Annotated in this window: 17 protein-coding genes; 12 read left to right on the top strand and 5 right to left on the bottom strand. The window is 59.5% G+C overall.

The window, feature by feature from the left end; translation table 11 throughout:
* Together lysA and lptM are read right to left on the bottom strand one after the other, a co-directional pair.
* Positions 1–1,040, bottom strand: a 1,040-nt coding sequence (lysA, locus tag B2589_RS07560; RefSeq protein WP_286816141.1) for a diaminopimelate decarboxylase, incomplete at its 3' end; no start/stop codon positions are given.
* Positions 1,041–1,078: 38 nt separating this feature from the next.
* Positions 1,079–1,243 (bottom strand): LPS translocon maturation chaperone LptM, encoded by a 165-nt coding sequence (gene lptM / locus B2589_RS07555; RefSeq protein ID WP_286816140.1) that lies wholly within the window; start codon positions 1,241–1,243, stop codon positions 1,079–1,081.
* Positions 1,244–1,440: 197 nt separating this feature from the next.
* Between lptM and B2589_RS07550 the strand changes: the two genes are divergently transcribed.
* The gene (locus B2589_RS07550; protein WP_286816139.1) at positions 1,441–3,885 is read left to right on the top strand and encodes an EAL domain-containing protein; all 2,445 of its coding nucleotides are present in this window, start codon (positions 1,441–1,443) and stop codon (positions 3,883–3,885) included.
* Between the two features lie 51 nt (positions 3,886–3,936).
* Here B2589_RS07550 and argH read toward each other — a convergent pair whose 3' ends face one another.
* Positions 3,937–5,346 (bottom strand): argininosuccinate lyase, encoded by a 1,410-nt coding sequence (gene argH, locus B2589_RS07545; protein WP_058339956.1) that lies wholly within the window; start codon positions 5,344–5,346, stop codon positions 3,937–3,939.
* A gap of 59 nt (positions 5,347–5,405) precedes the next feature.
* On the opposite strand from argH, the gene B2589_RS07540 reads away from it, so the two are divergent.
* The 11 genes from B2589_RS07540 (at position 5,406) to B2589_RS07490 (ending at position 20,520) form a co-directional block, all read left to right on the top strand.
* Positions 5,406–6,518: a sensor histidine kinase gene (locus B2589_RS07540; protein ID WP_286816138.1), complete on the top strand. Its 1,113-nt coding sequence runs from the start codon at positions 5,406–5,408 to the stop codon at positions 6,516–6,518.
* 4 nt (positions 6,519–6,522) lie between these two features.
* Entirely contained in the window at positions 6,523–7,269 is a 747-nt protein-coding gene (locus B2589_RS07535) for a LytR/AlgR family response regulator transcription factor (protein ID WP_286816137.1), read from the top strand.
* An 84-nt stretch (positions 7,270–7,353) separates the two neighbouring features.
* Positions 7,354–10,143 carry an N-6 DNA methylase gene (locus B2589_RS07530; protein ID WP_286816136.1) on the top strand — a complete coding sequence of 930 codons (2,790 nt, stop codon included), beginning with the start codon at positions 7,354–7,356 and terminating at the stop codon, positions 10,141–10,143.
* Positions 10,140–11,411, top strand: a complete 1,272-nt coding sequence (locus tag B2589_RS07525) for a restriction endonuclease subunit S (RefSeq protein ID WP_286816135.1) — start codon at positions 10,140–10,142, stop codon at positions 11,409–11,411. The genes B2589_RS07530 and B2589_RS07525 overlap by 4 nt, the downstream gene beginning before the upstream one ends.
* Positions 11,408–12,451 carry a PDDEXK nuclease domain-containing protein gene (locus B2589_RS07520; protein ID WP_286816134.1) on the top strand — a complete coding sequence of 348 codons (1,044 nt, stop codon included), beginning with the start codon at positions 11,408–11,410 and terminating at the stop codon, positions 12,449–12,451. The genes B2589_RS07525 and B2589_RS07520 overlap by 4 nt, the downstream gene beginning before the upstream one ends.
* 44 nt (positions 12,452–12,495) lie before the next feature.
* Positions 12,496–15,618: a type I restriction endonuclease subunit R gene (locus B2589_RS07515; RefSeq protein ID WP_286816133.1), complete on the top strand. Its 3,123-nt coding sequence runs from the start codon at positions 12,496–12,498 to the stop codon at positions 15,616–15,618.
* Positions 15,615–16,328: a M48 family metallopeptidase gene (locus B2589_RS07510; protein WP_286816132.1), complete on the top strand. Its 714-nt coding sequence runs from the start codon at positions 15,615–15,617 to the stop codon at positions 16,326–16,328. The genes B2589_RS07515 and B2589_RS07510 overlap by 4 nt, the downstream gene beginning before the upstream one ends.
* Positions 16,329–16,439: 111 nt before the next feature.
* Complete coding sequence (gene hemC, locus B2589_RS07505) at positions 16,440–17,381, top strand: hydroxymethylbilane synthase (protein WP_286816131.1); 942 nt, start codon at positions 16,440–16,442, stop codon at positions 17,379–17,381.
* A complete protein-coding gene (locus tag B2589_RS07500) occupies positions 17,362–18,177 on the top strand; it encodes a uroporphyrinogen-III synthase (RefSeq protein WP_286816129.1) in 816 nt (271 codons plus the stop codon). Before hemC ends, B2589_RS07500 begins: the two co-directional genes overlap by 20 nt.
* Before the next feature lie 10 nt (positions 18,178–18,187).
* Positions 18,188–19,282: a uroporphyrinogen-III C-methyltransferase gene (locus B2589_RS07495; RefSeq protein WP_286816128.1), complete on the top strand. Its 1,095-nt coding sequence runs from the start codon at positions 18,188–18,190 to the stop codon at positions 19,280–19,282.
* Complete coding sequence (locus tag B2589_RS07490; protein WP_022987541.1) at positions 19,279–20,520, top strand: heme biosynthesis HemY N-terminal domain-containing protein; 1,242 nt, start codon at positions 19,279–19,281, stop codon at positions 20,518–20,520. The genes B2589_RS07495 and B2589_RS07490 overlap by 4 nt, the downstream gene beginning before the upstream one ends.
* A 59-nt stretch (positions 20,521–20,579) precedes the next feature.
* Here the strand turns inward: B2589_RS07490 and B2589_RS07485 are convergent, their stop codons facing one another.
* Positions 20,580–21,638, bottom strand: coding sequence for a 2Fe-2S iron-sulfur cluster-binding protein (locus B2589_RS07485; protein ID WP_286816127.1), 1,059 nt, complete (start codon positions 21,636–21,638; stop codon positions 20,580–20,582).
* Positions 21,586–23,073: a 4-hydroxy-3-polyprenylbenzoate decarboxylase gene (gene ubiD / locus B2589_RS07480; RefSeq protein WP_286816126.1), complete on the bottom strand. Its 1,488-nt coding sequence runs from the start codon at positions 23,071–23,073 to the stop codon at positions 21,586–21,588. The genes B2589_RS07485 and ubiD overlap by 53 nt, the downstream gene beginning before the upstream one ends.
* Positions 23,074–23,189: the final 116 nt, after the last annotated feature.

The following is a 23,189-nucleotide window of genomic DNA, read 5'->3' as shown; positions in this document are numbered from 1 at the left end:
TCGCCGGTTTCACACACCGGGCCCACCAGGTCCCAGGCTTGTTCTTCGCCCTCCCGGTGCGGCTGGACCGGAATGATCGCCTGCCAGGCGCTGTACAGGGCCGGGCGGATCAGGTCGTTCATGGCCGCATCGATGATGGCAAAGTTCCGGTGTTCGGTGCACTTCAGGAATTCCACCCGGGTCACCAGGATGCCGGCATTGGCGGCAATGGAACGGCCCGGTTCCAGGATCAGCTCCAGCTGACGGTCGCCCATACGCTCGGCCAGCGCTTTCACATAGTCCGCCGGCTGGGGCGGCTGTTCCTGGTCATAGGTAACGCCCAGGCCACCGCCCATATCCAGGTGGCGAATGCGGATGCCCTGCTCCGCCAGCGAATCAATCAACGCCAGCACCCGGTCCAGCGCATCCAGGAACGGCGACACGGAGGTCAGCTGGGAGCCGATGTGGCAGTCCACACCGTGAATGTCCAGGTTCGGCAGGCTGGCCGCCCGGGCATAGACCTGCGGAGCTTCGGCAATATCAATGCCGAACTTGTTCTCTTTCAGGCCAGTGGAAATATAGGGATGGGTGCCGGCATCAACATCCGGATTCACCCGCAGGGAAACCGGCGCCTTCACTCCCAGCTCGCCGGCCACCTTGTTCAGGCGATCCAGCTCGGTGTCGGATTCCACGTTGAAACAACGAACGCCGGCTTCCAGCGCCCGCTTCATTTCCCATTCCTGCTTGCCGACACCGGAAAACACCACTTTTCCGGCCTCGCCACCGGCCTTGAGCACCCGCTCCAGCTCACCGGCCGAGACAATGTCGAAACCGGCACCAAGCCGGGCCAGCACATTGAGTACAGCCAGGTTGCTGTTGGCTTTCACGGCGTAGCACACCAGGTGCGGCCGGCCAGCCAGGGCGTTGTCGTAGGCCCTGTAATGGCGCTCCAGGGTAGCCCTGGAATAGACATAGGAGGGCGTACCGAAGCGCTCGGCAATCTGTGCTACGGGGACGTCTTCGGCGTAGAGTTCGCCGTCACGGTAATTGAAATGATCCATGGTGTTCCTGACTGTTCGGGCAGAATCGGGTTGAGTGGTCAGCTTTCCGGCTTGTCGTCGCTTTGCTGTGTTTCAGCACTGTTTTCAAGCGCCGGCACCGGCGCTTCCCGGTACAGGGGGCCTTTCTGGCCACAACCGGAAACCATCAGCGAAACCAGCACCAGGGCCGCCAGCCCCGGCCAGCGCACCTGCTTGACCTGCATACCCAATCCCCTGAGTGAATAATGGGCGAAGTATACCCGACACCCGGCCATTACGGCGAGGGAACCGGCTCCACCCAGGGCAATCCGATAACCGGGACGCCATCCACTTCTTTTCGGGTAAAGAGCCAGTATCATGGGAGCCATTCTGTCATTTACAGCCATAACGGCAATCCGGAGACCCGCAAGGGACAACCGCTGTGAAAGAATTCCTGATCCAACGCTATCGCCAGGACCCGCTGGGCCCCGCCATTCCGCCCACGCTGGTACAGATCGATGACACCGGCCGGGTCATCCGGGCCGATCGCCATACCGATACCATGTTCGGCTACGAACCGGCGGAACTGATCGGCAAGCCGGTGCAACAGATTCTCGCCTCGCGCCAGGACGACCCTTTTGCACCGGCTAACCGGCACCGACTGAATGACGGCCAGAAGGTCCTGGTGACCTTCCGCCACAAGGAGGGATTCTTCTTCACAGCCCGGTTGGGCCTGCACACTGAAATGCGGGATTCCGACCAGGCCGCCAGCGCCGCGATTACGCTGCGGGACAGCATCGCCATGGACAGCAGCCTGTTGACACTGGCGGAGCAGAGCGCCGGTTTCGGCCTGTGGGAACTGGATATCGCCAGCAACGAGATCGGCTGGACCGAAGGCGTTTACCGGTTACTGGAACTACAGCCCGGCACCGAGCTGACGCCCGAGCAGGCCCTGTTCTACTGCCAGGCCGGCCAGAACCGGGTCCGGGCCCTGTTCCGCCGCAGCATCCGCACCGGCAAGCCGTTCCGGATTGACCTGTCCATCCTCACCGGTAAACAGAACCCGCAAACCGTCACCCTCGCCGGCGGCCCTATTGGCAACAGCCGGGAACCGCAGCGGCTGGGAGGCGTCATCGTCAATCACAGCGAAGCCATGCGCCACGATGACGAAAAACAACGGGTACAGAGTATTCTGGAAGCCACCAGCAACGCCACCGAAGACCTGGTACTGGCAGTGAATACCCGCCTGGACCTGCTGCACTTCAATAAGCCCTGGGCCCGCCAGTTTTATAAAGTCTTCGGACTGGCCCCTTCTGTCGGCGACAACCTCAGCAAACTACTGGGCGACTTCCCGAATGAACGCCGGCTGATCGAACGCCTCTGGCAACGGGCACTGGAGCGGGACAGCTTTGTTGCCGAGATGCCGCTGAACCGTCAGGGCGAAGGCTTTCCGGTGTACGAATTCCATTTCCAGAGCCTGCGCGGCCCCCATAACGAAGTGGTTGGCGCAACCCATGTGGCGAGGGATATCAGTGACCGCCTGAAACGCAACCTGGACGATGACCGGCGCACCCGGTTTGATCCGGTCACCGGCCTGCTCAACCGTCGCGCGTTTCTCGAACACCTGGAACGGGCTCTTACCCACCAGCACCGGCGCCAGTTCACCGACAGCCTCCTGTTGCTGGACCTGGACAACTTCGAGCAATGCCAGGAAAACACCGACAGCGGCGCCTGCGACCGTTATCTGCGGGAGCTGGCAGCCACACTGGGGTTGCGGGTCCGGCAACGGGATGCCCTCGCCCGGCTGGCCGGCGACACTTTCGCGCTGTACATCGAGAACTGCCCGGAACCCAGGGTGCGCAAATTGGCGGATGAAATCCGCGAGCAGATAGCCCGCTTCCAGTTCGACTGGCAGGGCCAGCAACTACAAACCACCGCCAGCGGCGGGCTGTTGATTCTGGGCGGCGAGCAGCCGGAACAACCGGAACAGCTGCTGAGCCAGGCCGCCAACCTGTGCCACACCGCCAAGATCTCCGGACGCAACCGGATTCACGCGGCCCACGCCAGGCATGGTGAACAACCGGCGGGAAGTTCCGACCAGCAACTGGAGCAGCTTCGCAACGCCCTGGACAACAACCACCTGCTGCTGGAATTCCAGTCCATGAAACCCGTGGCCAGCGTAACCTGGGGCGACCACATTGAAATCCTGTGCCGGATTCCGGGTGCCAACCCGGACGACACGCCACTGACACCGAACCAGTTCCTGCCCATCGCCGAACGCTTTGACCTGGTAAAACGGCTGGACCGGCAGGTCATCCGCCAGACCCTCGACTGGCTGGACCGGCATCCATTGCTGGAGCCGCGGCTGAAGTACTGCGGTTTCAACCTGTCGCTGGCCAGCATCCTGGATGACAGTTTTGCGGAATTCATGGAACAGACGGTGGCACCGCTGGCCTACAAACCGGAGTGTTTCTGCCTGGAAATCCGGGAGGCCCATGCCACCCAGTATCCGGATGAAGTGGCGGTGCTGTGCGATGCCCTCCACCGGGCCGGCTTCAGGGTCGCCCTGGAAGGGGCCGGTGCTTCGGTGGAAAGTTACAGCCTGGCCGCCAACCTGCCGGTCGACATCATCAAGCTGGATCAGCGGGTAATGAAGCACCTGGAAAAAGATCCGGTACAACAAATTATGGTGGATGCCCTGCACCGCATTGCCGAGGCTGCCGGCAAGGAAACCGTAGCCACCTTCATCGAAAACGATGAAACCTTGCGCAAGGTACGAACACTGGGAATTCACTTCGGCCAGGGCTTCCGGCTGGCAGAACCGCAACCACTGGAACAACTGAAACCGGCGGTGGTGGAGCTGAGTACCGGGCGTATCGGGGGCTGAGTTCCGCCGGCACAGAGGTTACCCCAGTGCCGGCGGATGATCAGGGCAGGATTACTTCAGGGCCGCGCGGGCCCGGGCTACGGCGGCACGCACCTGGTTCGGCGCGGTGCCACCCAGGTGATCACGGGCCTGCACGGAACCTTCCAGGGTCAGCACGTCAAACACGTCCTCGCCAATCACGTCAGAGAACTGCTGCAGTTCTTCCAGGGTCATCTCGGACAGGTCCCGGCTTTCCGCTACGCCAAAGGCGACAGACTTGCCGACAATCTCGTGGGCATCCCGGAAGGGCACACCTTTCTTGACCAGGTAGTCCGCCAGGTCGGTGGCCGTGGAGAAGCCCCGCTTGGCCGCCACCCGCATGTTGTCCGCCTTGGCCTTGATGGCCGGGATCATGTCGGCGTAGGCCTTCAGGCAGCCCTTGATGGTATCGACGGTGTCGAACAGCGGCTCTTTGTCTTCCTGGTTGTCCTTGTTGTAGGCCAGCGGCTGGCTCTTCATCAGGGTCAGCAGACTGATCAGGTGGCCGTTCACCCGGCCGGTCTTGCCACGCACCAGTTCCGGTACGTCCGGGTTTTTCTTCTGGGGCATGATGGAAGAACCGGTGCAGAAACGATCCGGCAGGTCGATGAAATCGAACTGGGCGGAGGTCCAAAGCACCAGCTCTTCACTGAACCGGGACAGGTGAGTCATCAGCAGCGCGGCGAAGCTGCAGAATTCAATGGCGAAATCCCGGTCAGACACCGAATCCAGGCTGTTTTCAGTGGGCCGGTCAAAGCCCAGCAGCTCGGCGGTCAGGTTGCGGTCAATCGGGTAGGTGGTGCCAGCCAGGGCGGCAGCGCCCAGGGGCATCACATTCACCCGCTTGCGACAATCCTGCAGGCGATCGGCATCGCGTACCAGCATTTCGTACCAGGCCAGCAGGTGGTGACCGAAGGTGACCGGCTGGGCGGTTTGCAGGTGGGTAAAGCCGGGCATGATGGTATCGGCTTCGCGCTCCGCCAGGTCCAGCAGGCCGGCCTGCAGGCGAGCCAGCTCTTCGGCGATCACGTCGATTTCATCGCGCAGGTACAGGCGAATGTCGGTAGCGACCTGGTCGTTACGGCTGCGACCGGTGTGCAGCTTCTTGCCGGTGATGCCGATGCGATCGGTCAGCCGGGCTTCGATGTTCATGTGCACGTCTTCCAGGCTGACGGACCACTCGAAGCGACCGGCTTCGATGTCTTCCTTAACGCCTTTCAGGCCTTCGATGATCTGATCCCGCTCGGCGTCGGTGAGCACACCCACCTTGGCCAGCATGGTGGCATGGGCGATGGAGCCGGTAATATCATGGTGGTAAAGGCGCTGATCAAAACCCACCGAGGCGGTGAAGCGTTCAACAAAGGCATCGGTAGGCTCGCTGAAACGGCCACCCCAGGGTTTTTCGGAGGATGTGGCCTGGTCAGATTTCTTCTGATCCGTCATGGTCTATCTTTCCTGCTGACAGCCCGGCATCATCGTGCCGGCAGTGAATCGGTAAAAAGTTGCCGCAGTATAGCATTCTGACCCCGGTTAAGGAGACACCCCTGAAACCAGACCATGGCATAGGCAAGCAACAGCCTGGCAGCTTTTACGTTCCCGATCTGTGCCGGGTGCGGGCGGTGTTCCTGATGCTGGTCACCAGCGAACTGTTCGTGCTGGTGTTATCCATTGTCCAGGCGGAACAGGGCTGGATTGACTGGAACTACTTCGGGCTGCTGTCGCTGTTTGTGCAATGGACCACCCTCACCAGCGCAGCGCTGATCTGCCTGCTGCGGCCCCGGCTGGCGCACATGGGCATAGCCGGCGCCACCCTGGCCATCGTCACCCTTGTCTTGCTGGATGTACTGGCGTTCAGCCTGTTTGCCGACAAGGTTCTCAACCCGCAGCCCGGCGGCATCCTGTGGCAAAGCATCGCCAAGAAACTGCTGCTGGCACTGCTGATCACCCTGATGGTGCTGCGCTACTTCTATCTGCAACACCAGTGGCAACAACAGCAGGAAGCCGAAATGCAGGCCCGGCTCACCTCCCTGCAGGCCCGTATCCAGCCCCACTTCCTGTTCAACAGCATGAACACCATCGCCAGCCTGATCGACAGCCACCCCGAACTGGCCGAGGAAGCCGTACTGGACTTGTCCGAACTGTTCCGGGCCAGCCTGAGAACCACCGAACAGCTGGTCCCCCTGAGCCGCGAACTGGAACTGTGCCAGCGTTACCTTGCCATTGAAGGGCTCAGACTGGGCGAACGGCTGGCACTGGACTGGGCCATCGAGCCCGGGCTGGAGCAACAGGCAATCCCGCCGCTGACCCTGCAACCCCTGGTGGAAAACGCCATTTACCACGGCATACAACCCAGGGCGGAGGGCGGCACCGTGCGGATTGAAGTTTCCGCCAAGGATCGGTTTGTCTATCTGCTGGTACAGAACCCGGCCCCGGAGGCCGGCGAAAGCCGGCACAGCGGCAACCACATCGCCCTGGACAACACCCTGGCCCGGCTCCGGGCCCTGTTCGGGGAGTCCGCCGTGCTCAAGCGCAGCCGCCAAAATGACATTTATACCGTTACACTGAGGCTGCCCAGGCAGACGGTAAGCCAGTACAAACGCCTTGTTTCACGGTGAGACGATGGATTCACAACCGCAGCAAACCATATTGATTGCCGACGACGAGCCCCTGGCCAGGCAACGGATCCGCAGGCTGCTGGAAGACCTCCCCGGTTACCGGGTGTGCGGCGAAGCCACCGACGGCCACGACACCCTGCACAAAATTGCCGCACTGGAACCGGATATCCTGCTGCTGGATATCCGCATGCCCGGCATGGACGGCATGCAGGCGGCCGGCCAGATCAGCCAGCTGGATAGTCCGCCCGCAGTGATTTTCTGCACCGCCTACGACCACTTTGCCATCCAGGCCTTTGACGTACAGGCCTGCGGCTACCTGCTCAAACCCGTACGCAAGGAAGCCCTGGCCCAGACCCTCGCCCGGGCCGGGCGCACCAACCGGGTGCAGCGCCGCAGCCTGGCCGGACAGACCGGCCAGGGCGCCGGGCAACTGGCGGTTCGCACCCACCGGGGTACCGAGCTGGTCGACCTGGACACCATCCTGTACTGCGAAGCCGACCAGAAATACGTCACCCTGCACCATACCCGGGGTGAAACCCTGTGCGATTACACCCTGAAGGAACTGGAGCAGGCCTATCCGCAGCAATTGCTGCGCATTCACCGCAATACCCTGGTGGGCGTGCACTTTATCCGTGGGCTGCAGCGCACATTTGACGGAAGGCACCTACTGTCCCTGAAAGAAACCGAAAGCCTTCTAACTGTCAGCCGGCGCCATGCCCCCCATGTTCGCCAGTGGTTGGAGCAGCGCTAAAACATTGATGTGTGAAGCCGCTTCACTCCTGTCCATTTGTTATGATGCGGGCTTGAATCTATCAGCAACAACCGGGAATACTGAATGGCTATTAAAAAATCGGAACTGTACTCGTCTCTTTGGGCGTCTTGCGATGCTCTGCGTGGCGGCATGGACGCTTCGCAGTACAAGGACTATGTCCTGTTTATGCTGTTCATCAAGTACATCACCGACAAGTATGCGGATTCGGATGACTTTGCCCCTCCGGTCACTATCCCAGCTGGCGCCAGCTTCAACGACATGGTCAAGCTCAAGGGCAAGCCCGATATCGGTGACAAGATCAACACCCAGATCATTCAGCCGCTGATCGACGCCAACGACCGTCTGTCACGCAGCGACTTCCCGGATTTCAACGATCCCAACAAGCTGGGTGAAGGCAAGGCGATGGTGGATCGCCTGACCGATCTGATCTCCATATTTCAGAAGCCGGAACTCAACTTCGCCAAGAACCGTGCCGAGCATGATGACATTCTGGGCGATGCCTACGAATACCTGATGCGTCACTTCGCCAGCGAGAGCGGCAAGAGCAAGGGGCAGTTCTATACCCCCTCCGAAGTGAGCCGCATTCTGGCGCAGGTGCTGGGCATAGGGCCGCACAACACCACCGCCCGCACCGTGGCCTATGACCCGACTTGCGGCTCCGGCTCGCTGCTGTTGAAGGTGGCTGCCGAGGCGGGCAAGCACATTACCCTTGAAGGGCAGGAAAAGGATGTCAGCACCGCCGGTCTGGCGCGCATGAACATGATCCTGCACGACTTCCCAACCGCCAATATCGTACAGGGCAACACCCTCGCCAACCCCAAGTTCAAGGATGGTGAGCAACTGCGTACCTATGACTATGTGGTGGCCAACCCGCCGTTTTCGGACAAGGCCTGGAGTACCGGCATCTCCGTGGATGATGATCCCTACCAGCGTTTCAGCTGGGGCGTACCACCGGCCAAGCAGGGCGATTACGCCTACCTGCTGCATGTGATCCGCTCCATGAACAGCACCGGCAAGGCGGCGGTGATTCTGCCCCACGGCGTGCTCTTCCGTGGCAATGCCGAGGCTGTAATTCGCAAGCAGCTGGTGCGCTCAGGCTATCTGAAAGGCATCATCGGCCTGCCCGCCAACCTGTTTTACGGCACCGGCATTCCTGCCTGCATTCTGGTGTTGGACAAGGAAAATGCCCAGGCGAGAGCCATCAGCGGTGATAAAAAGAGCGGCATCTTTATGATCGATGCCGCCAAGGGCTTCATCAAGGGTGGCAACAAGAACCGGCTGCGCGAGCAGGATATCCACCGCATTGTGGACACATTCAACAAGCTCAACAGTGTGCCCGGCTATGCGCGCATGGTGCCCTTTGACGAGATCACCGATGCCAAGAACGATTACAACCTCAACCTGCCGCGCTACATCGACACCAGCGAGCCGGAAGACCTGCACGATATTCACGCCCATCTGAACGGCGGTATTCCCGTGCGCGATATCGACGGTGATGCCAGCGCTCTGCCGCCCATTCCGGGGCTGTCGGCCTACTGGCAGGCGCTGCCGGGATTGCGTCAGGCGTTGTTCACTGCCAATGCCCACCCAGGCTATGCCGATCTGGCGGTGGAGCCCGGCGCACTCAAAACCACCATTCTGCAGCACCCCGAGTTTGCCGATTTCCGCAGCACCATTGATGGCCTTTTTGCCCAATGGCGCACACGCAACACCCCGGTATTCAAAGCCTTCGATATCGATGACAACCCCAAGACGCTGATCACTCAAGTGGGCGAAGACCTGCTGGAAACCTTCCGCCAGGCGCCACTGCTCAACCCCTACGATATCTACCAGCACCTGATGGATTACTGGGCCGATACCCTGCAGGACGACGCCTACGAGATCACCGCCGATGGCTGGGTGGCCGAACCCAAGCGCATTGTTGAAGAAATCACCAGCGGCAAAAAAAAGGGCCAGACCAAAGACAAGGGCTGGGCCTGCGACCTGATCCCCAAACCCTACATAGTGGCGCGCTACTTCGCCGACGAGCAGGCCGAGCTGGATGCCTTGCAGGCCGAGCTGGACAGCGCCGGCAGCCGACTGACCGAGCTGGAAGAAGAGCACGGCGGTGATGAAGGTGCCCTGCGCGATGTCTCCAGCAAGGGCGATGCGCAGGATGCCTTCACTCAGGCGATGCTGGATGCCTTGAAAGAGGATGCGCCCGCAAAACACGCCCATTACGCCAGCCTGAAAGCCGATCTGGATGCCGCCGATGCGGAGCTGACCGAGCTGAGCGCCCACGCTTTCGTGACACCACTGAAAAACACCAAGGGCAAGCTGGTGCTCAAGGATGTCAAAGACCGCCATGACTGCACCGACAACAGCGGCGAAAAGTCCGTTCTGGCCAGCTATATCGACACCGACAAGGCCTGCAAACAGCACAGCAGGCAGCTCAAGGCATTGCTGACCGAACTTGAAACCGACTACCGCACACAGTTGGCCATCGAGCCGCTGCGCGAACAGCTCACCGATCTTAAAGTGGTTGCCGACTATCTTGAACTGATCGACCTGCAGGCCGAGCTGAAGAAAACAATCAAGGAGAAGGACGCCGCTCTGGATCAGCTCGCCTACGATCGGTACGCCAAACTCAGTGTGGACGAGATCAAAACCCTGGTGGTGGATGACAAGTGGCTCGCCGCACTGGAAGCCGCGCTGCAGAACGAGCTGGAGCGCGTATCCCAGGCCCTCACCGGCCGCGTGCGTCAGTTGGCTGACCGATATGCTACGCCGCTGCCGGAATTGACCCGGCGGGTAGGTGCCCTGTCGGCCAAGGTGGATGAACATCTGAAGAAGATGGGAGTACGCTGGGGATGAACATGGACGTGTTGGGCGTGCAGGAAGTGTCGCCGGGGTATGAATTCGTGGCCGAGAATTCGGCGGTGCCGGTGGGGTATAAGCAGACTGAAGTAGGCGTTATCCCTGAGGATTGGGATGCAGTTCGAATTGACCAGCACGCGGTGATCAAAACTGGAGGAAAAAATACTCAAGATAAAATTGAGGATGGTCTTTTCCCCTTTTTTGTACGCTCACAGCAATTAGAAAGGATAAACAGCTATTCCTATGACGGTGAAGCTGTACTGACTGCTGGTGATGGGGTTGGTACCGGCAAGGTATTCCATTACATAAATGGAAAATTTGACGTACACCAGCGGGTCTATCGGATTAGTGAGTTTTCCTCCGAACTAGATGGACGGTATTTCTTCTACCAGTTCAGCTCTCATTTCTACGACAGAATTATGTCGCTGACTGCAAAGTCATCCGTAGATTCAGTGCGTATGGAAATGATCGCAGGGATGCAAATAGCATTGCCACCACAAGCAGAGCAGCAAGCCATTGCCACTGCCCTGAGCGATGTGGATGCCCTGCTGGAAGAGCTGGATCGCCTGATCGCCAAAAAGCGCGATATCAAACAGGCCGCCATGCAGCAGCTCCTGACTGGCGAAACCCGCCTGCCGGGGTTTGAGGGTAAGTGGGACTCACGCTCTCTCCTCCAGATCGCAGACAGTCAGAAAGCCTTGTTTGATGATGGAGACTGGGTAGAAGCAGAGCACATTACCGATCAGGGTATTCGATTAGTTCAAACAGGCAATATTGGTGAAGGCGTTTTCGTAGATAAGGCCACCAAGAAGTACATTTACGATGCCTCATTTGAAAAGCTGAGATGCAAAGAATTGAAGCAAGGAGACATCTTGATTTGTCGACTTGCTGAACCAGCAGGGCGTGCATGTGTTTTTCCAGATATTGGCGAAAACCGAGCTATAACATCTGTTGATGTTACAATATTCCGTCCACGCCCTGAAGTCGCAGATAGGCAATACCTTGTTCAGTATTTCTCGACAAGTGATTGGTTCAAAATGGTGCTTGATCATGTAGGCGGCACCACGCATAAACGTATTTCTCGTGGCGCTTTAGGAAAGCTGAAGGTTCCTTTTCCTCCTATTGAAGAGCAAAAGGCCATTGCCGAAATACTTTCTGACATAGACACCGAAATCCAGGCCCTCGAGCATCGCCGCAGCAAAACCGCCGAGCTGAAACAGGGCATGATGCAGGAGCTGCTGACAGGGAGGACACGTCTGGTATGAGCAACAAGCCGGTATCCCTGACCACGCCGCCGGATGGTTACAGCGACTGGCTGACCGATCTGAAAGATCGTATTCACCATGCTCAGCAGCGCGCCAGTCTGGCGGTGAATCGAGAGCTGGTGTTGCTTTACTGGCAGATCGGGCAGGACATTTTGCAGCGTCAGGCGGCGCAAGGTTGGGGCGCCAAGGTCATTGATCGACTGGCCCATGATCTGCGCAATGCTTTCCCGGATATGAAAGGCTTTTCGCCTCGCAACCTGAAATACATGCGTGCCTTTGCCGAAGCCTGGCCGGATAGCGAGTTTGTGCAAGGGGTGCTTGCACAATTGCCCTGGTATCACCAGCTGGCCTTGCTGGACAAGTTGCCGGACGCTGAAAGCAGACGCTGGTATGCCGCCAAAGCCATAGAACACAACTGGTCGCGCAACGTGCTGGTGATGCAGATCGAATCTGGCCTGCTGGAACGCCAGGGCCGGGCCGTAACCAACTTCGAGGCACGCCTGCCCAAGGCCCAGTCAGACCTGGCCCGTGAATCACTGAAAGACCCCTACCGCTTTGACTTTCTCAATCTAGGTGAAGAGGCGCAGGAGCGTGCTGTCGAAAGCGCACTGGTACGCCACGTCACCGAGTTTCTGCTGGAGCTGGGTGCAGGCTTTGCCTTTGTCGGGCGTCAGGTGCTGGTGGACGTGGGTGGCGAAGAGTTCTTTATCGACCTGCTGTTCTATCACCTGAAGCTGCGCTGTTACGTGGTCATTGAACTCAAGACCGGTAAATTCAAGCCCGAACATCTAGGGCAGCTGGGCTTCTATCTCACCGCCGTGGACCGCCAGATCAAGGGTGATCAGGATAACGCCAGCATCGGCCTGCTGCTTTGCAAGAGCAAAAACAAGGTGGTGGCCGAATATGCGTTGAACGACAAGAGCCAGCCGATGGGTATTGCCGAGTATAAGCTGCAAGAAGCCCTGCCGGCCGAGCTCGAAACCGACCTGCCCAGTATCGAACAGATTGAACGTGAGCTGCAGCCCCGGAACACTGACTGAGCCGCTAACAGGAATAATGACACCCCGTCACAGGAGAGGATGCCATGACGTACGCTGTACCTCGCCCCGAACGCAAGACACAAAACCGTGTCGTCAGTTTGTTCACGACACCCGTTAAACAAGGGGGGCTGGGTTATGGCAACCTTGGCGAATGGAGCAAGCGAGAGCTGAATCGCTGTATAGAGCCGGAGCTCCTGGGCGCCAACCTTCGCAGTCGTGGCTATTCCGACCAGCATATTGCTGCCGCCGTGTTACGGCTGCAAACCGCAGCCGAGGTGGGGAGCGATACTCTCTACCAGGCCAATATGCGCGTTTATAACCTTCTGCGCTACCCAGTCAAAGTACAATTGTCGCCCGGCAAGCCTCACGAGGATGTTCAGTTAATTGACTGGCAACATCCGGAACGCAACGATTTTTCCGTGGCGGAGGAGGTAACGCTCAAAGGCGGCCATGAGCGCCGGCCGGACCTGGTGATTTATCTCAATGGCATTGCCATAGTAGTGATAGAGCTGAAGCGCAGTTCCGTCGAAGTGGGTGACGGCATACGTCAACTGATCAGTAATCAGGAAAAAATCTTCAACCGGGACTTCTTCGCCACCTCGCAACTGCTGCTGGCCGGCAACGACTCCCAGGGCCTAAGGTATGGCACCACCGGCACGCCAGAACAGTTCTATGTGCAGTGGAAGGATGAAACCGGCAGCAGCGAGCGTACCCCCGGCACCTTGCTGGATCAGCCGCTGGCGCAGATCTGCGATAAGACACGGCTGCTGGATCTAATCTACAACTTCATTATCTTCGATGGTGGGCTGAAAAAAGTGCCGCGCCAGCACCAGTATGCCGGTATCAAGGCGGCGCAGACACGCATCGCCGAACGCGAAGGCGGGGTCATCTGGCATACTCAGGGCAGTGGCAAGAGCATCCTGATGGTACTGCTGGCCAAGTGGCTGATGGAGCATGATCCCGAAGCCCGCGTGCTGGTGGTGACCGACCGTGACGAGCTGGACAAGCAGATCGAGGGCGTGATGCGCAACGCCGGGGTGGTCGGCGAGGATGATCCTTCACCACGCATCGCCTCCCGAGCAACACTGGTCAGCACTGTGGGTGCGACGACGCCCCGCCTGCTGTGCGCGCTGGTGCACAAGTTCGACCCAAGCGATCTGGATGGCCCACCACCGCCGATTCATGGTCGTTTCTATGTGTTTGTGGATGAGTGCCACCGAACCCAGGGCGGGCGCATGAATAAGCAGATGAAGCGCTGGCTGGAGGGTGCCATCTTTATCGGTTTTACCGGCACGCCGCTGCTGCGCAAGGATAAGCAGACCACCCGCGAGGTGTTTGGCCGCTATATTCACACCTACAAGTTTCCGCAGGCCGTGGCCGATGGCGTGGTACTGGACCTCAAATACGAAGCCCGCGATGTTCCCCAGCGGCTGATCTCGCAAAAGTCGATTGATAACTGGTTTGAAGAAAAAACCAAGAACCTGAACAACTACCAGAAGGCAGCATTGCGCAAGCGTTGGGCCAAGCTGGAAGAACTGATGAGTGCCAAGGAACGCAAGGAGCGGATCATTGCCAACATCATCGAAGATTTCAGCCTCAAACCGCGCCTGAATAACAACCGGGGCACTGCCATACTGGTTGCCGCTTCCATCTACGATGCCTGCCATTACTTCCGTCTGTTTCAGGGCACCAGCTTCGGCAAATACTGCGGCATCATCACCTCATTTGAGCCGAATCATAATGCGATTTCCCGTGAACCGGCCGACAGTGACGAGCGCTACAAGTTTGATACTTACACCGAATACGTACTGAAGGGCTTTCCTGGCACCAAGCAGTACGAAGAAGAGATGAAACGGCGCTTCAAGGAAGAACCCGCCAACCTGAAGTTGTTGATCGTGGTGAGCAAACTGCTAACGGGCTTTGATGCGCCGTCCTGTACCTATATCTATCTCGACAACGAACTGCGCGACCACAACCTGTTCCAGGCGATCTGCCGCACCAACCGGCTGGACGGCGAAGACAAGGAATACGGTCATATCGTTGATTTTGTACATCTCTTCGGTGACGTTCAGAACGCCATCTCAGTTTACAGCTCGGATGAGCTGGATCTGGACAGCGGTGGCGGTGCGGCTGAAAACAATGTGGAGCTGAAAGACTGGCTGAACGAAGGTTGCCGCAAGCTGGAAGAGGCCCGCGAAGCCCTGATGTACCTGTGCGAGCCGGTGCTGGCACCACGCGAGATCGAGGATTACATTCATACCTTCTGCGGCGATATCAACGACCCCAAGGCGCTGGATGACACCGAAGCGCTGCGGATTACCTTCTACAAGGCGACGGCGGCGTTTATTCGCGCCTTCTCGGATGTATCCCAGCACCTGGAAGAAGCTGGCTATCCAGCCGCTGAGATCGACAAACTGAACCGCGAAACCGCATTCTTTGCCGACGCCCGCGATGCCATCAAGCACTACTCCGGTGAAGAGCTGGATATCAAGCCGTTTGAAGCGGATATGCGCCACCTGATCAACACCTACATTCAAGCGGATCAGCCGAAGGATCTTGGCTCTGTAGACAACTATTCGCTGGTTGAGCTGATTATCGAAACCGGTGTCCACGACGCCATTGCCAAGAAGCTCAATACCAAGGGCAAACTCTCAAAGAATGCGGTGGCTGAAGGCATCATCAACAACATGCGCAAGACCATTATCCGAGATCAGCTCACCGATCCACGCTTCTATGAAAAAATATCCAAACTGCTCGACGACCTGATTCTGGAGTGGCGCAAGGAGACCCTGAACTATCAGGAGTTCCTGCAGCGTGCTGAAGATCTGGTCAAAAACATGGTGGGTGGCAAAGGTGATAGTCCTGTACCGGATGCACTTGAGGGTAATCGCGCGGCCCAAACCCTCTACAACAACCTACCGAATATTCTGGCGCTGGCGTTTCCAACCTGGGAAATCCGCGACGGTGAGAATGACGAAGAAAATGATCTGCTGCAGATTACTTTAAAGATCGACCGAGCCATGCGCGAGCACGCACCGGCCAACTGGAAGGGTGACGATACCCGTGAAAAGCAGGTACTCAATGCTCTGCACCCAATTATGGGCAGAAACCGAAAAGCTACGCTGGCCCTGTTTGAGCTGATCAAACAGCAGGAAGGCTATCAATGACTGAGGTGATTGAGCTGGGCGAAGTCCGGATTCGGGTTACCCGCAAGGCAGTGAAGAATGTGCACCTCAGCGTTCACCCGCCCCATGGAGAGGTCACGCTGGTCGCACCAACCAGTACCCGGCTGGATGTGGCCCGCGCTTACGCCATTACCAAACTCGGCTGGATTCGTAACCAGCAGGCCAAGCTGCGCCAGCAGGCACGTGAAGAACCGCGCCAGTTCGTAACCCGGGAAACACTGTACCTCTGGGGCCAGCGCTACCTGCTGGAAGTGGAAGAAAAAGACACCAAGCCCGGAGTTACCTGGAACCATACACGCATCCTGCTGACCGTGCGGCCGGGCAGCGACCACGCCAAGCGCACTGAAGTGGTTCACGCATGGCACAAGCAATTGCTGCACAAGGCGGTGCCGCCGCTGATCCGAAAATGGGAACAGCAACTGGGAGTCAAGGTGACCGGTTATTACCTGCAGAAGATGAAAACCAAATGGGGCAGCTGCAATCACCGTGCTGGTAACATCCGCCTGAATACCGAGCTGGTGAAGAAACCCAAGGAGCTACTGGATTACATTGTGCTGCATGAGATGGTGCATCTGCTGGAACCCACCCACAGCGAGCGGTTCACCGCCATTCTGGATCAACATTACCCAGGTTGGCGTACCGCGAGGGATGAGCTTAATGCTTTACCACTGGAAACACTTAACCCGGTGTAGAGTCATGCCTCATACACTCCCCCAAAGGTGATAGAAACACCCCGGCGGCGGGACTTTTTTACTGCCACAAGGTAACCTTGGGGCACATTTTCCCGAACGACAGTGAGTGCCATGTCCAAACGAACCCTTCGCATCGCAACCCGTAGCAGCGCACTGGCGCTGTGGCAGGCAGAATTCATCAAATCCGAGCTGGAGCGGCTGTACGACAACGTCACCGTGGAGCTGGTCAAGATCAAGACCCAGGGCGACAAGATCCTCGACGTTCCCCTGGCCAAGATCGGTGGCAAGGGCCTGTTTGTGAAGGAACTGGAAGAAGCCATGCTGGACGGCCGCGCCGACCTTGCCGTGCACTCCATGAAAGACGTACCCATGGAGTTCCCGGAAGGCCTGGGGCTGGTCGCCATCTGTGAGCGCGAAGACCCCACCGACGCCTTCGTCAGCAACCACTACGACAACCTGGACCAGCTGCCCCAGGGCGCCGTGGTTGGCACCTCAAGCCTGCGCCGTGAAACCCAGCTCAGGGCCAACCGCCCGGACCTGGAAATCAAGATGCTGCGAGGCAACGTGAACACCCGGCTGGCCAAGCTGGATGCCGGAGAATACGACGCCATCGTGCTGGCCAGCTCCGGCCTGAAGCGGCTGGGTTTCCACGACCGCATCCGCTACTGCATGCCGGATACCGTCTCGCTGCCGGCCGTCGGCCAGGGCGCACTGGGCATCGAATGCCGCCTGAGCGATGATGAACTGCAGGACCTGCTTGAGCCACTGAACCATACCGACACCGCAGACCGGGTAAAGGCCGAGCGCGCCCTGAACCGCCGGCTGGAAGGTGGCTGCCAGGTACCCATTGCGGCCTATGCCCTGCTGGAAGACGACAACACCCTTTGGCTGCGAGGCCTGGTGGGTGCAGTCGACGGCACCCGGATTTTCCGGGTGGAAGGCCGTGCGCCCCGCGCTGAAGGTGAACGCCTGGGCCGGGAACTGGCAGAACAGCTGCTGGCCATGGGTGCCGACAAGGTTCTGGCTGAAGTCTATGGCCACACCCCGAGCTGAAGCCCACCAGGCTCAACCGGAACTTGCTGGCCGGCGGATACTGATCTGCCGGCCGGAGCCGGAAGCCGACCGGCTGGCCGAAGCTTTCCGGGCGGCCGGCGCGCGGGTTCGGGTATTGCCCACCGTGGTTCGCGAACCCTTGCCGGAAACCCCGGAACGCCGCAGCCTGCTGCAGGAACTCGATAACTTCCACCATATCATTGCCGTCAGCCCCTATGCCGCACGGCTGCTGCTGGATGAGGTAGATCAGTGGTGGCCGCAGCCACCGGTTGGCGTGCACTGGTATGGCGTAGGCGCCGGCACTGCGGCGGCGTTTGCCGAAGCAGGGCTGCCGGCCGAGAAGCCGGATGACGGCTGGACCAGCGAAGCCCTGCTGGCGCACCCGTCGCTGCAGCACCTGGAACACGAAAAGGTTTTGCTGGCCCGGGGCGAGCAGGGTCGGGAGCTGATTCGCCAGACCCTGGAGCAACGGGGAGCCCGGGTAACGGTTCTGCCACTGTACCGACGCCTCCAGCCGTACTATCCTGCAGATAAGCTAAGCGAGATTTTTACCGGGTTCCGGCCCGAAGCGGTGATCGCCCTGTCCGGCGAAACCCTGAATAATCTCAAAGACATGGCCCGGGAATACCCGCATGCCCTGGACACTGCCTTGGTGGTTGTCCCGGCAGACCGGGTGGCCGAGCAGGCCAGGGCGGCCGGATTCAGCAACCCGGTGGTTCCGGATGGCCTGTCCGACCGGGAACTGGTGAATTGCGTGGCTGTGCGGCTCGGGCCGCAGGCCGGTAACAACGGATAACCAAGTAAGGATGCCCGTGACTGAAACAACAGAACAACTACCCGCCACCATCGAGCCCGACAACAACGCAGAAAAACCGCGCCTTTGGCCAATCTGGGTGTTCGCCGGTATTGCCCTGCTCATTACGCTGATACTGGCACTGTGGAGCTGGCAGCAGTGGAACAACCACCAGGCCACCCTGCAGGTGATTACCGACCTGCGCCAGGATACCGCCCAGCTGGAAGACCTTTACGGCAGCCGGGGCAGCGAGCAGAGCCAACGCATGCAGGCCATGGAGCAGAAGCTGACCGAACAGCGTGAGCTGATTGCCACCCAGCAGCGCCAGATTGACCACAACGCCCGGGAACTGCTGGAAGCCGGAAACCGCACCCGTACCGACTGGTTGCTGGCCGAGGCCGAATACCTGCTGCGCATTGCCAACCAGCGCCTGCTGATTGAAAAAGACATCAAGGGTGCCCTGTCGGCCCTGGAGTCTGCCGACGAAGTGCTGGCAGAGTCTGACGACATCGGCGTGTTCCCGGTACGCCAGCAGCTGGCCAAGGAAGTGCTGTCCCTGAAGGGTATCGAAGGGGTCGACCGCACCGGCCTGTACCTGAAACTGGAAGCCGCCATTGCCAGCCTCCATGACCTGACCGACCAGGCCCTGATCCACGACCGTGCGCCCGGGTTCAGCATGGTCGGAGACGACCAGGCCCCGGAAGACGGCAGCAATATGCTCACCCGCGGCTGGAACCGGTTCGCCGATACCATGAAACAGGTGGTTGTGGTGCGCCGGCTGGACGAACCGGTCAAACCGCTGTTGTCTCCTGACCAGAGCGCCTGGGCCCGGCTGAACCTGCAACTGATGCTGGAAGAAGCCGAAATGGCGGTATTGCGGGGCAACCAGCCGCTGTACGAACGGGCACTGAACAAGGCCATCAGCACCGTCAACGACTGGTATGACAACACCAACCCGGCTATCCAGGGCATCAGCGGCACGCTGACCGAACTGGCAGACCGGAATGTGGATCCCCAGTTGCCGGATATCAGCAAGTCCCTGGACCTGCTGAAAGAGCGCCTGGCCGGGCGCACCGCTGCCGGCAGTAACGGAGGCGATGAATCATGATCCGCCTGCTGCTGATCCTGCTGATTGCCCTGCTGGTGGGCACCGGGCTGTCTCTGGGGCTGGCCTATGATCTCGGCTATATCCGTGTCAGCCTCGGCAACTATCTGATCGAAACCAATTTCTGGGTTGGCCTCGGGCTGATCGTTGTCCTGGTGATGCTGAGCCTGTTCCTGATCGGCCTGCTGAAGCGGTTCCGCCAGGGTACCGGCCTGATGGCCACCTGGGTCAGCCGCGGCAACGAACGCCGTGCCCGCCGGCGCACCACCAAGGGCCTGCTGGCACTGGCCGAAGGCAACTGGCCACGAGCCAGGAAACTACTGGTGAGCTCCGCCAACCATGCCGATACACCGCTGATCAACTACCTGGCGGCAGCACAGGCCTCGTTCGAATCCGGTGACCACGACTCGGTCGACCAATTACTGCGCCAGGCCTTTGAAAGCACCCCCGGCTCCAGCCTGGCGGTCGGCCTGACCCAGGCCCAGCTGCAGCTGGCGGGTAACCGGCTGGAACAGGCCCTGGCCACCCTGCTGCGCCTGCGTAAAGAAGCACCGCACCATCCGTTCGTACTCAAGCTGCTCAAGAACACCTACCTGCGACTGGAAGACTGGCGGGAATTGTCAAAACTCCTGCCGGACTTGCGCAAGCGCAGCGTGCTGACGGAAAAAGAACTGGATGACCTGGAACGACAGGTATGGCACAACCTCCTGGAACAGGCTGCCGCCGACTGCGAACGCCGGCGTAAGGAAGATCCGGAAGCGACCCTGGAACCGCTGACCCGGCTATGGGACGAACTGCCACGCTTTGTCCGCCGCGACGAGTACACCATCCGGGACTACGCGGGGTTACTGGCCCGTCTGGGCGATGAGGGGCAGGCCGAAACCCTGCTGAGAAAAGTGCTGCGTAACCACTGGAGCGACGAGCTGATCAACCTCTACGGGCGGCTTGAGGGCCACCAGCCGGATGAGCAGTTAATCATTGCCGAACAGTGGCTGAAAGACCGCCCGAACAATCCGGAACTGCTGCTGGCACTGGGCCGCCTGAGCCTGCGCAACGAACTGTGGGGCAAGGCCCGGGAATATTTCGAAACCAGCCTGCGCCTGAAGCGCAGCCGTGAAACCCTCGCGGAACTGAGCCGCCTGAACGCCCATATGGGCCATGAAGAAGCCAGCATCAAGCTGCTGATGCAGGGGCTGGAGACCGACAACGGCCTGCCCGAGCTGCCGATGCCCCGGGCCTGAGCCCTCAGCGCACAACATGAGCCTTCAGCGCCGAACTCTGAGAGAGTCAGACTAAGCAATCAGGCCCTGGGGGCATACTCCAGCACATCCGAGAAAAACGCCTGCGCAGGCAGGCCTTTTTCCAGCAGCGCATCCATCAGGGTATACACCATGGTGGGCGAGCCACTGGCATGCACTTCCACGTTCTGCCAGTCGGCCCCGGTCGCCAGCACAGCCCGCACCAACTGGTCATGGTGACCACCCCAGTCATTATCCTCATCATCCCCGACGACAGGCACAAAGCTGAAATTGCTCCAGTCTTCATGCCACTGCTGCGCCAGCAACCTCAGATACATGTCCTCGTGCTTGCGCACGCCCCAGAACAAGGTAACGGGGTGGCTGTACCGGGTTTCCTGGAGGAATTCGACCAGGCTTTTCATCTGGGCAAAGCCGGTTCCGGCCGCCACCAGCAGCAACGGCTTGTCTGGCGCCGCAGCCAGGCAGGCCTTGCCATTGGGCAGTTCTACCGATACATCCTGGCCGGAGGTGAGCGTATCAATCACCTTGCGGGCCGAAACCCAGTCCGGGGAAGCCTGGATGTGCAATTCGATATGCTCGGCGGCGGGGCTGCTGGCGATGGAGAAATAACAGGGATCTTCCCCCGGCAGGATGACCGAAAGATACTGACCGGCATGGAAGGCCACATCGCGGCGCCTCGGCAGCTTCAGCTCAACCCGGAACACATCGTGACTGATCGAGCGTACATCAACTACTTTGGCTGCATACTGACGGGGCGGATGGTTCGCAGTTGCCATAATGGCAGGTATCTCCAGTTTCAGGTCGGTCAGGGCAAGCGTCCGGCACATCATCAGCCGATCACCCACCGATAAGGTTTGTTGGTTCCGGGTATTCAGGGCCTGCCCCGTTATCAGGGTTGCCTCACAGATCTCGCAGACACCGTTGCGGCAGGCTGCCGGCGCCTGGATACCCGCAGCTGCGGCAGCGGACAGCAAATCCTCATTGCCCGCTACGCCATAGCCCAGCCCGGCCGGCTGCAACTCAACCCGGTGTACAGCCTGTGCCTTGTCAGTCGGGGCGGGTGTCACGATCTTCAATACCGAGACTGTCCCAGATCTCATCCACCCGCTGCTTGACCTCATCGGTCATGGTAATGGCAGTGCCCCACTCCCGGTCGGTCTCGCCGGGCCATTTATTGGTGGCATCCATCCCCATTTTCGAGCCAAGGCCAGACACCGGCGATGCGAAGTCCAGGTAATCGATGGGGGTATTCTCCACCAGCGTGGTGTCCCGGGCCGGGTCCATACGGGTGGTGATCGCCCATATTACGTCTTCCCAGCTACGGGCGTTCACATCATCGTCGGTCACAATCACGAACTTGGTGTACATGAACTGACGCAGGAACGACCACACCCCCATCATCACCCGCTTGGCGTGGCCAGGGTACTGTTTCTTCATGGTGACCACCGCCAGCCGGTAGGAGCAACCTTCCGGGGGCAGGTAGAAATCCACAATCTCCGGGAACTGCTTCTGCAGGATGGGTATGAACACTTCGTTCAGCGCCACCCCCAGCACCGCCGGCTCATCGGGCGGGCGGCCGGTGTAGGTGCTGTGATAGATCGGGTCTTTGCGGTGGGTAATGCGCTCCACGGTAAACACCGGGAACTGATCCACCTCGTTGTAATAACCGGTATGGTCGCCAAACGGGCCTTCAGGCGCCATATCATCCGGATAGATAAAACCTTCCAGCACAATCTCGGCACTTGCGGGAACCTGCAGGTCGCTCAGGCCGGCTTTCACCAGCTCGGTACGGCTGCCCCGCAGTAACCCGGCAAAGGCGTATTCAGACAGGGTATCCGGCACCGGCGTAACAGCGCCCAGAATGGTGGCCGGATCAGCCCCCAGGGCAACCGCAACCGGATAAGGCTTGTCCGGATTGGCCCGGCGAAACTCCTGGTAATCCAGCGCGCCACCGCGATGGCTGAGCCAGCGCATGATCAACCGGTTACGGCCGATCAGCTGCTGCCGGTAAATACCCAGGTTCTGCCGCTCCTTGTTCGGGCCGCGGGTAATCACCAGCGGCCAGGTCACCAGTGGGCCAGCATCCCCGGGCCAGCAGTGCTGCACCGGAATCTGGTACAGGTCGACCTTGTCTTTCTCGATCACCACGTCCTGGCAGGGCGCAGAACGGAGCACCTTCGGGCTCATGCGCATCACCTGCTTGAACAGCGGCAACTTCTCAATCGCATCCTTGAAGCCCTTGGGGGGATCCGGCTCCTTCAGAAACGCCAGCAGCTTGCCGATCTCCCGCAATGCCGACACATCCTGCTGGCCCATGCCCATAGCCACCCGCTTCGGCGTGCCGAACAGGTTGGCCAGCACCGGCATGTCGTAGCCCTTGGGATTTTCAAACAACAACGCCGGCCCACCGGCCCGCAGCGTGCGGTCGCAGATTTCGGTCATTTCCAGGTGGGGGTCGACTTCTGCGCTGATGCGCTTGAGCTCGCCCTGCTTTTCCAGCTGGGCAATGAAGTCTCTCAGGTCGTTGTATTTCATGCTGTGCTCCGCTTCTGATCTACGGTACTACGGAGTTCGGGCTTCTCCGGACTGCCCTTGTAGTTGGTCTTGATACTTTTCTGTTCGGTGTTGGAACAAGGCCGGGAGGGGGTGTC

Source organism: Marinobacter sp. UBA3607 (assembly GCF_002375525.1).
Lineage (GTDB): Bacteria > Pseudomonadota > Gammaproteobacteria > Pseudomonadales > Oleiphilaceae > Marinobacter > Marinobacter vinifirmus.
The sequence above is the reverse complement of the archived record's forward strand: the minus strand, read 5'-3'. Positions and strand labels throughout refer to the sequence as shown.

What these genes read in the sequence shown, in the direction of transcription:
- lptM (WP_286816140.1), bottom strand. Translation starts at nt 1,243, where the DNA reads ATGCAGGTCAAGCAGGTGCGCTGGCCGGGGCTGGCGGCCCTGGTGCTG.
- argH (WP_058339956.1), bottom strand. Translation starts at nt 5,346, where the DNA reads ATGACGGATCAGAAGAAATCTGACCAGGCCACATCCTCCGAAAAACCC.
- B2589_RS07535 (WP_286816137.1), top strand. Translation starts at nt 6,523, where the DNA reads ATGGATTCACAACCGCAGCAAACCATATTGATTGCCGACGACGAGCCC.
- B2589_RS07530 (WP_286816136.1), top strand. Translation starts at nt 7,354, where the DNA reads ATGGCTATTAAAAAATCGGAACTGTACTCGTCTCTTTGGGCGTCTTGC.
- B2589_RS07525 (WP_286816135.1), top strand. Translation starts at nt 10,140, where the DNA reads ATGAACATGGACGTGTTGGGCGTGCAGGAAGTGTCGCCGGGGTATGAA.
- B2589_RS07520 (WP_286816134.1), top strand. Translation starts at nt 11,408, where the DNA reads ATGAGCAACAAGCCGGTATCCCTGACCACGCCGCCGGATGGTTACAGC.
- B2589_RS07515 (WP_286816133.1), top strand. Translation starts at nt 12,496, where the DNA reads ATGACGTACGCTGTACCTCGCCCCGAACGCAAGACACAAAACCGTGTC.
- B2589_RS07510 (WP_286816132.1), top strand. Translation starts at nt 15,615, where the DNA reads ATGACTGAGGTGATTGAGCTGGGCGAAGTCCGGATTCGGGTTACCCGC.
- hemC (WP_286816131.1), top strand. Translation starts at nt 16,440, where the DNA reads ATGTCCAAACGAACCCTTCGCATCGCAACCCGTAGCAGCGCACTGGCG.
- B2589_RS07500 (WP_286816129.1), top strand. Translation starts at nt 17,362, where the DNA reads ATGGCCACACCCCGAGCTGAAGCCCACCAGGCTCAACCGGAACTTGCT.
- B2589_RS07495 (WP_286816128.1), top strand. Translation starts at nt 18,188, where the DNA reads ATGCCCGTGACTGAAACAACAGAACAACTACCCGCCACCATCGAGCCC.
- B2589_RS07490 (WP_022987541.1), top strand. Translation starts at nt 19,279, where the DNA reads ATGATCCGCCTGCTGCTGATCCTGCTGATTGCCCTGCTGGTGGGCACC.
- B2589_RS07485 (WP_286816127.1), bottom strand. Translation starts at nt 21,638, where the DNA reads ATGAGATCTGGGACAGTCTCGGTATTGAAGATCGTGACACCCGCCCCG.
- ubiD (WP_286816126.1), bottom strand. Translation starts at nt 23,073, where the DNA reads ATGAAATACAACGACCTGAGAGACTTCATTGCCCAGCTGGAAAAGCAG.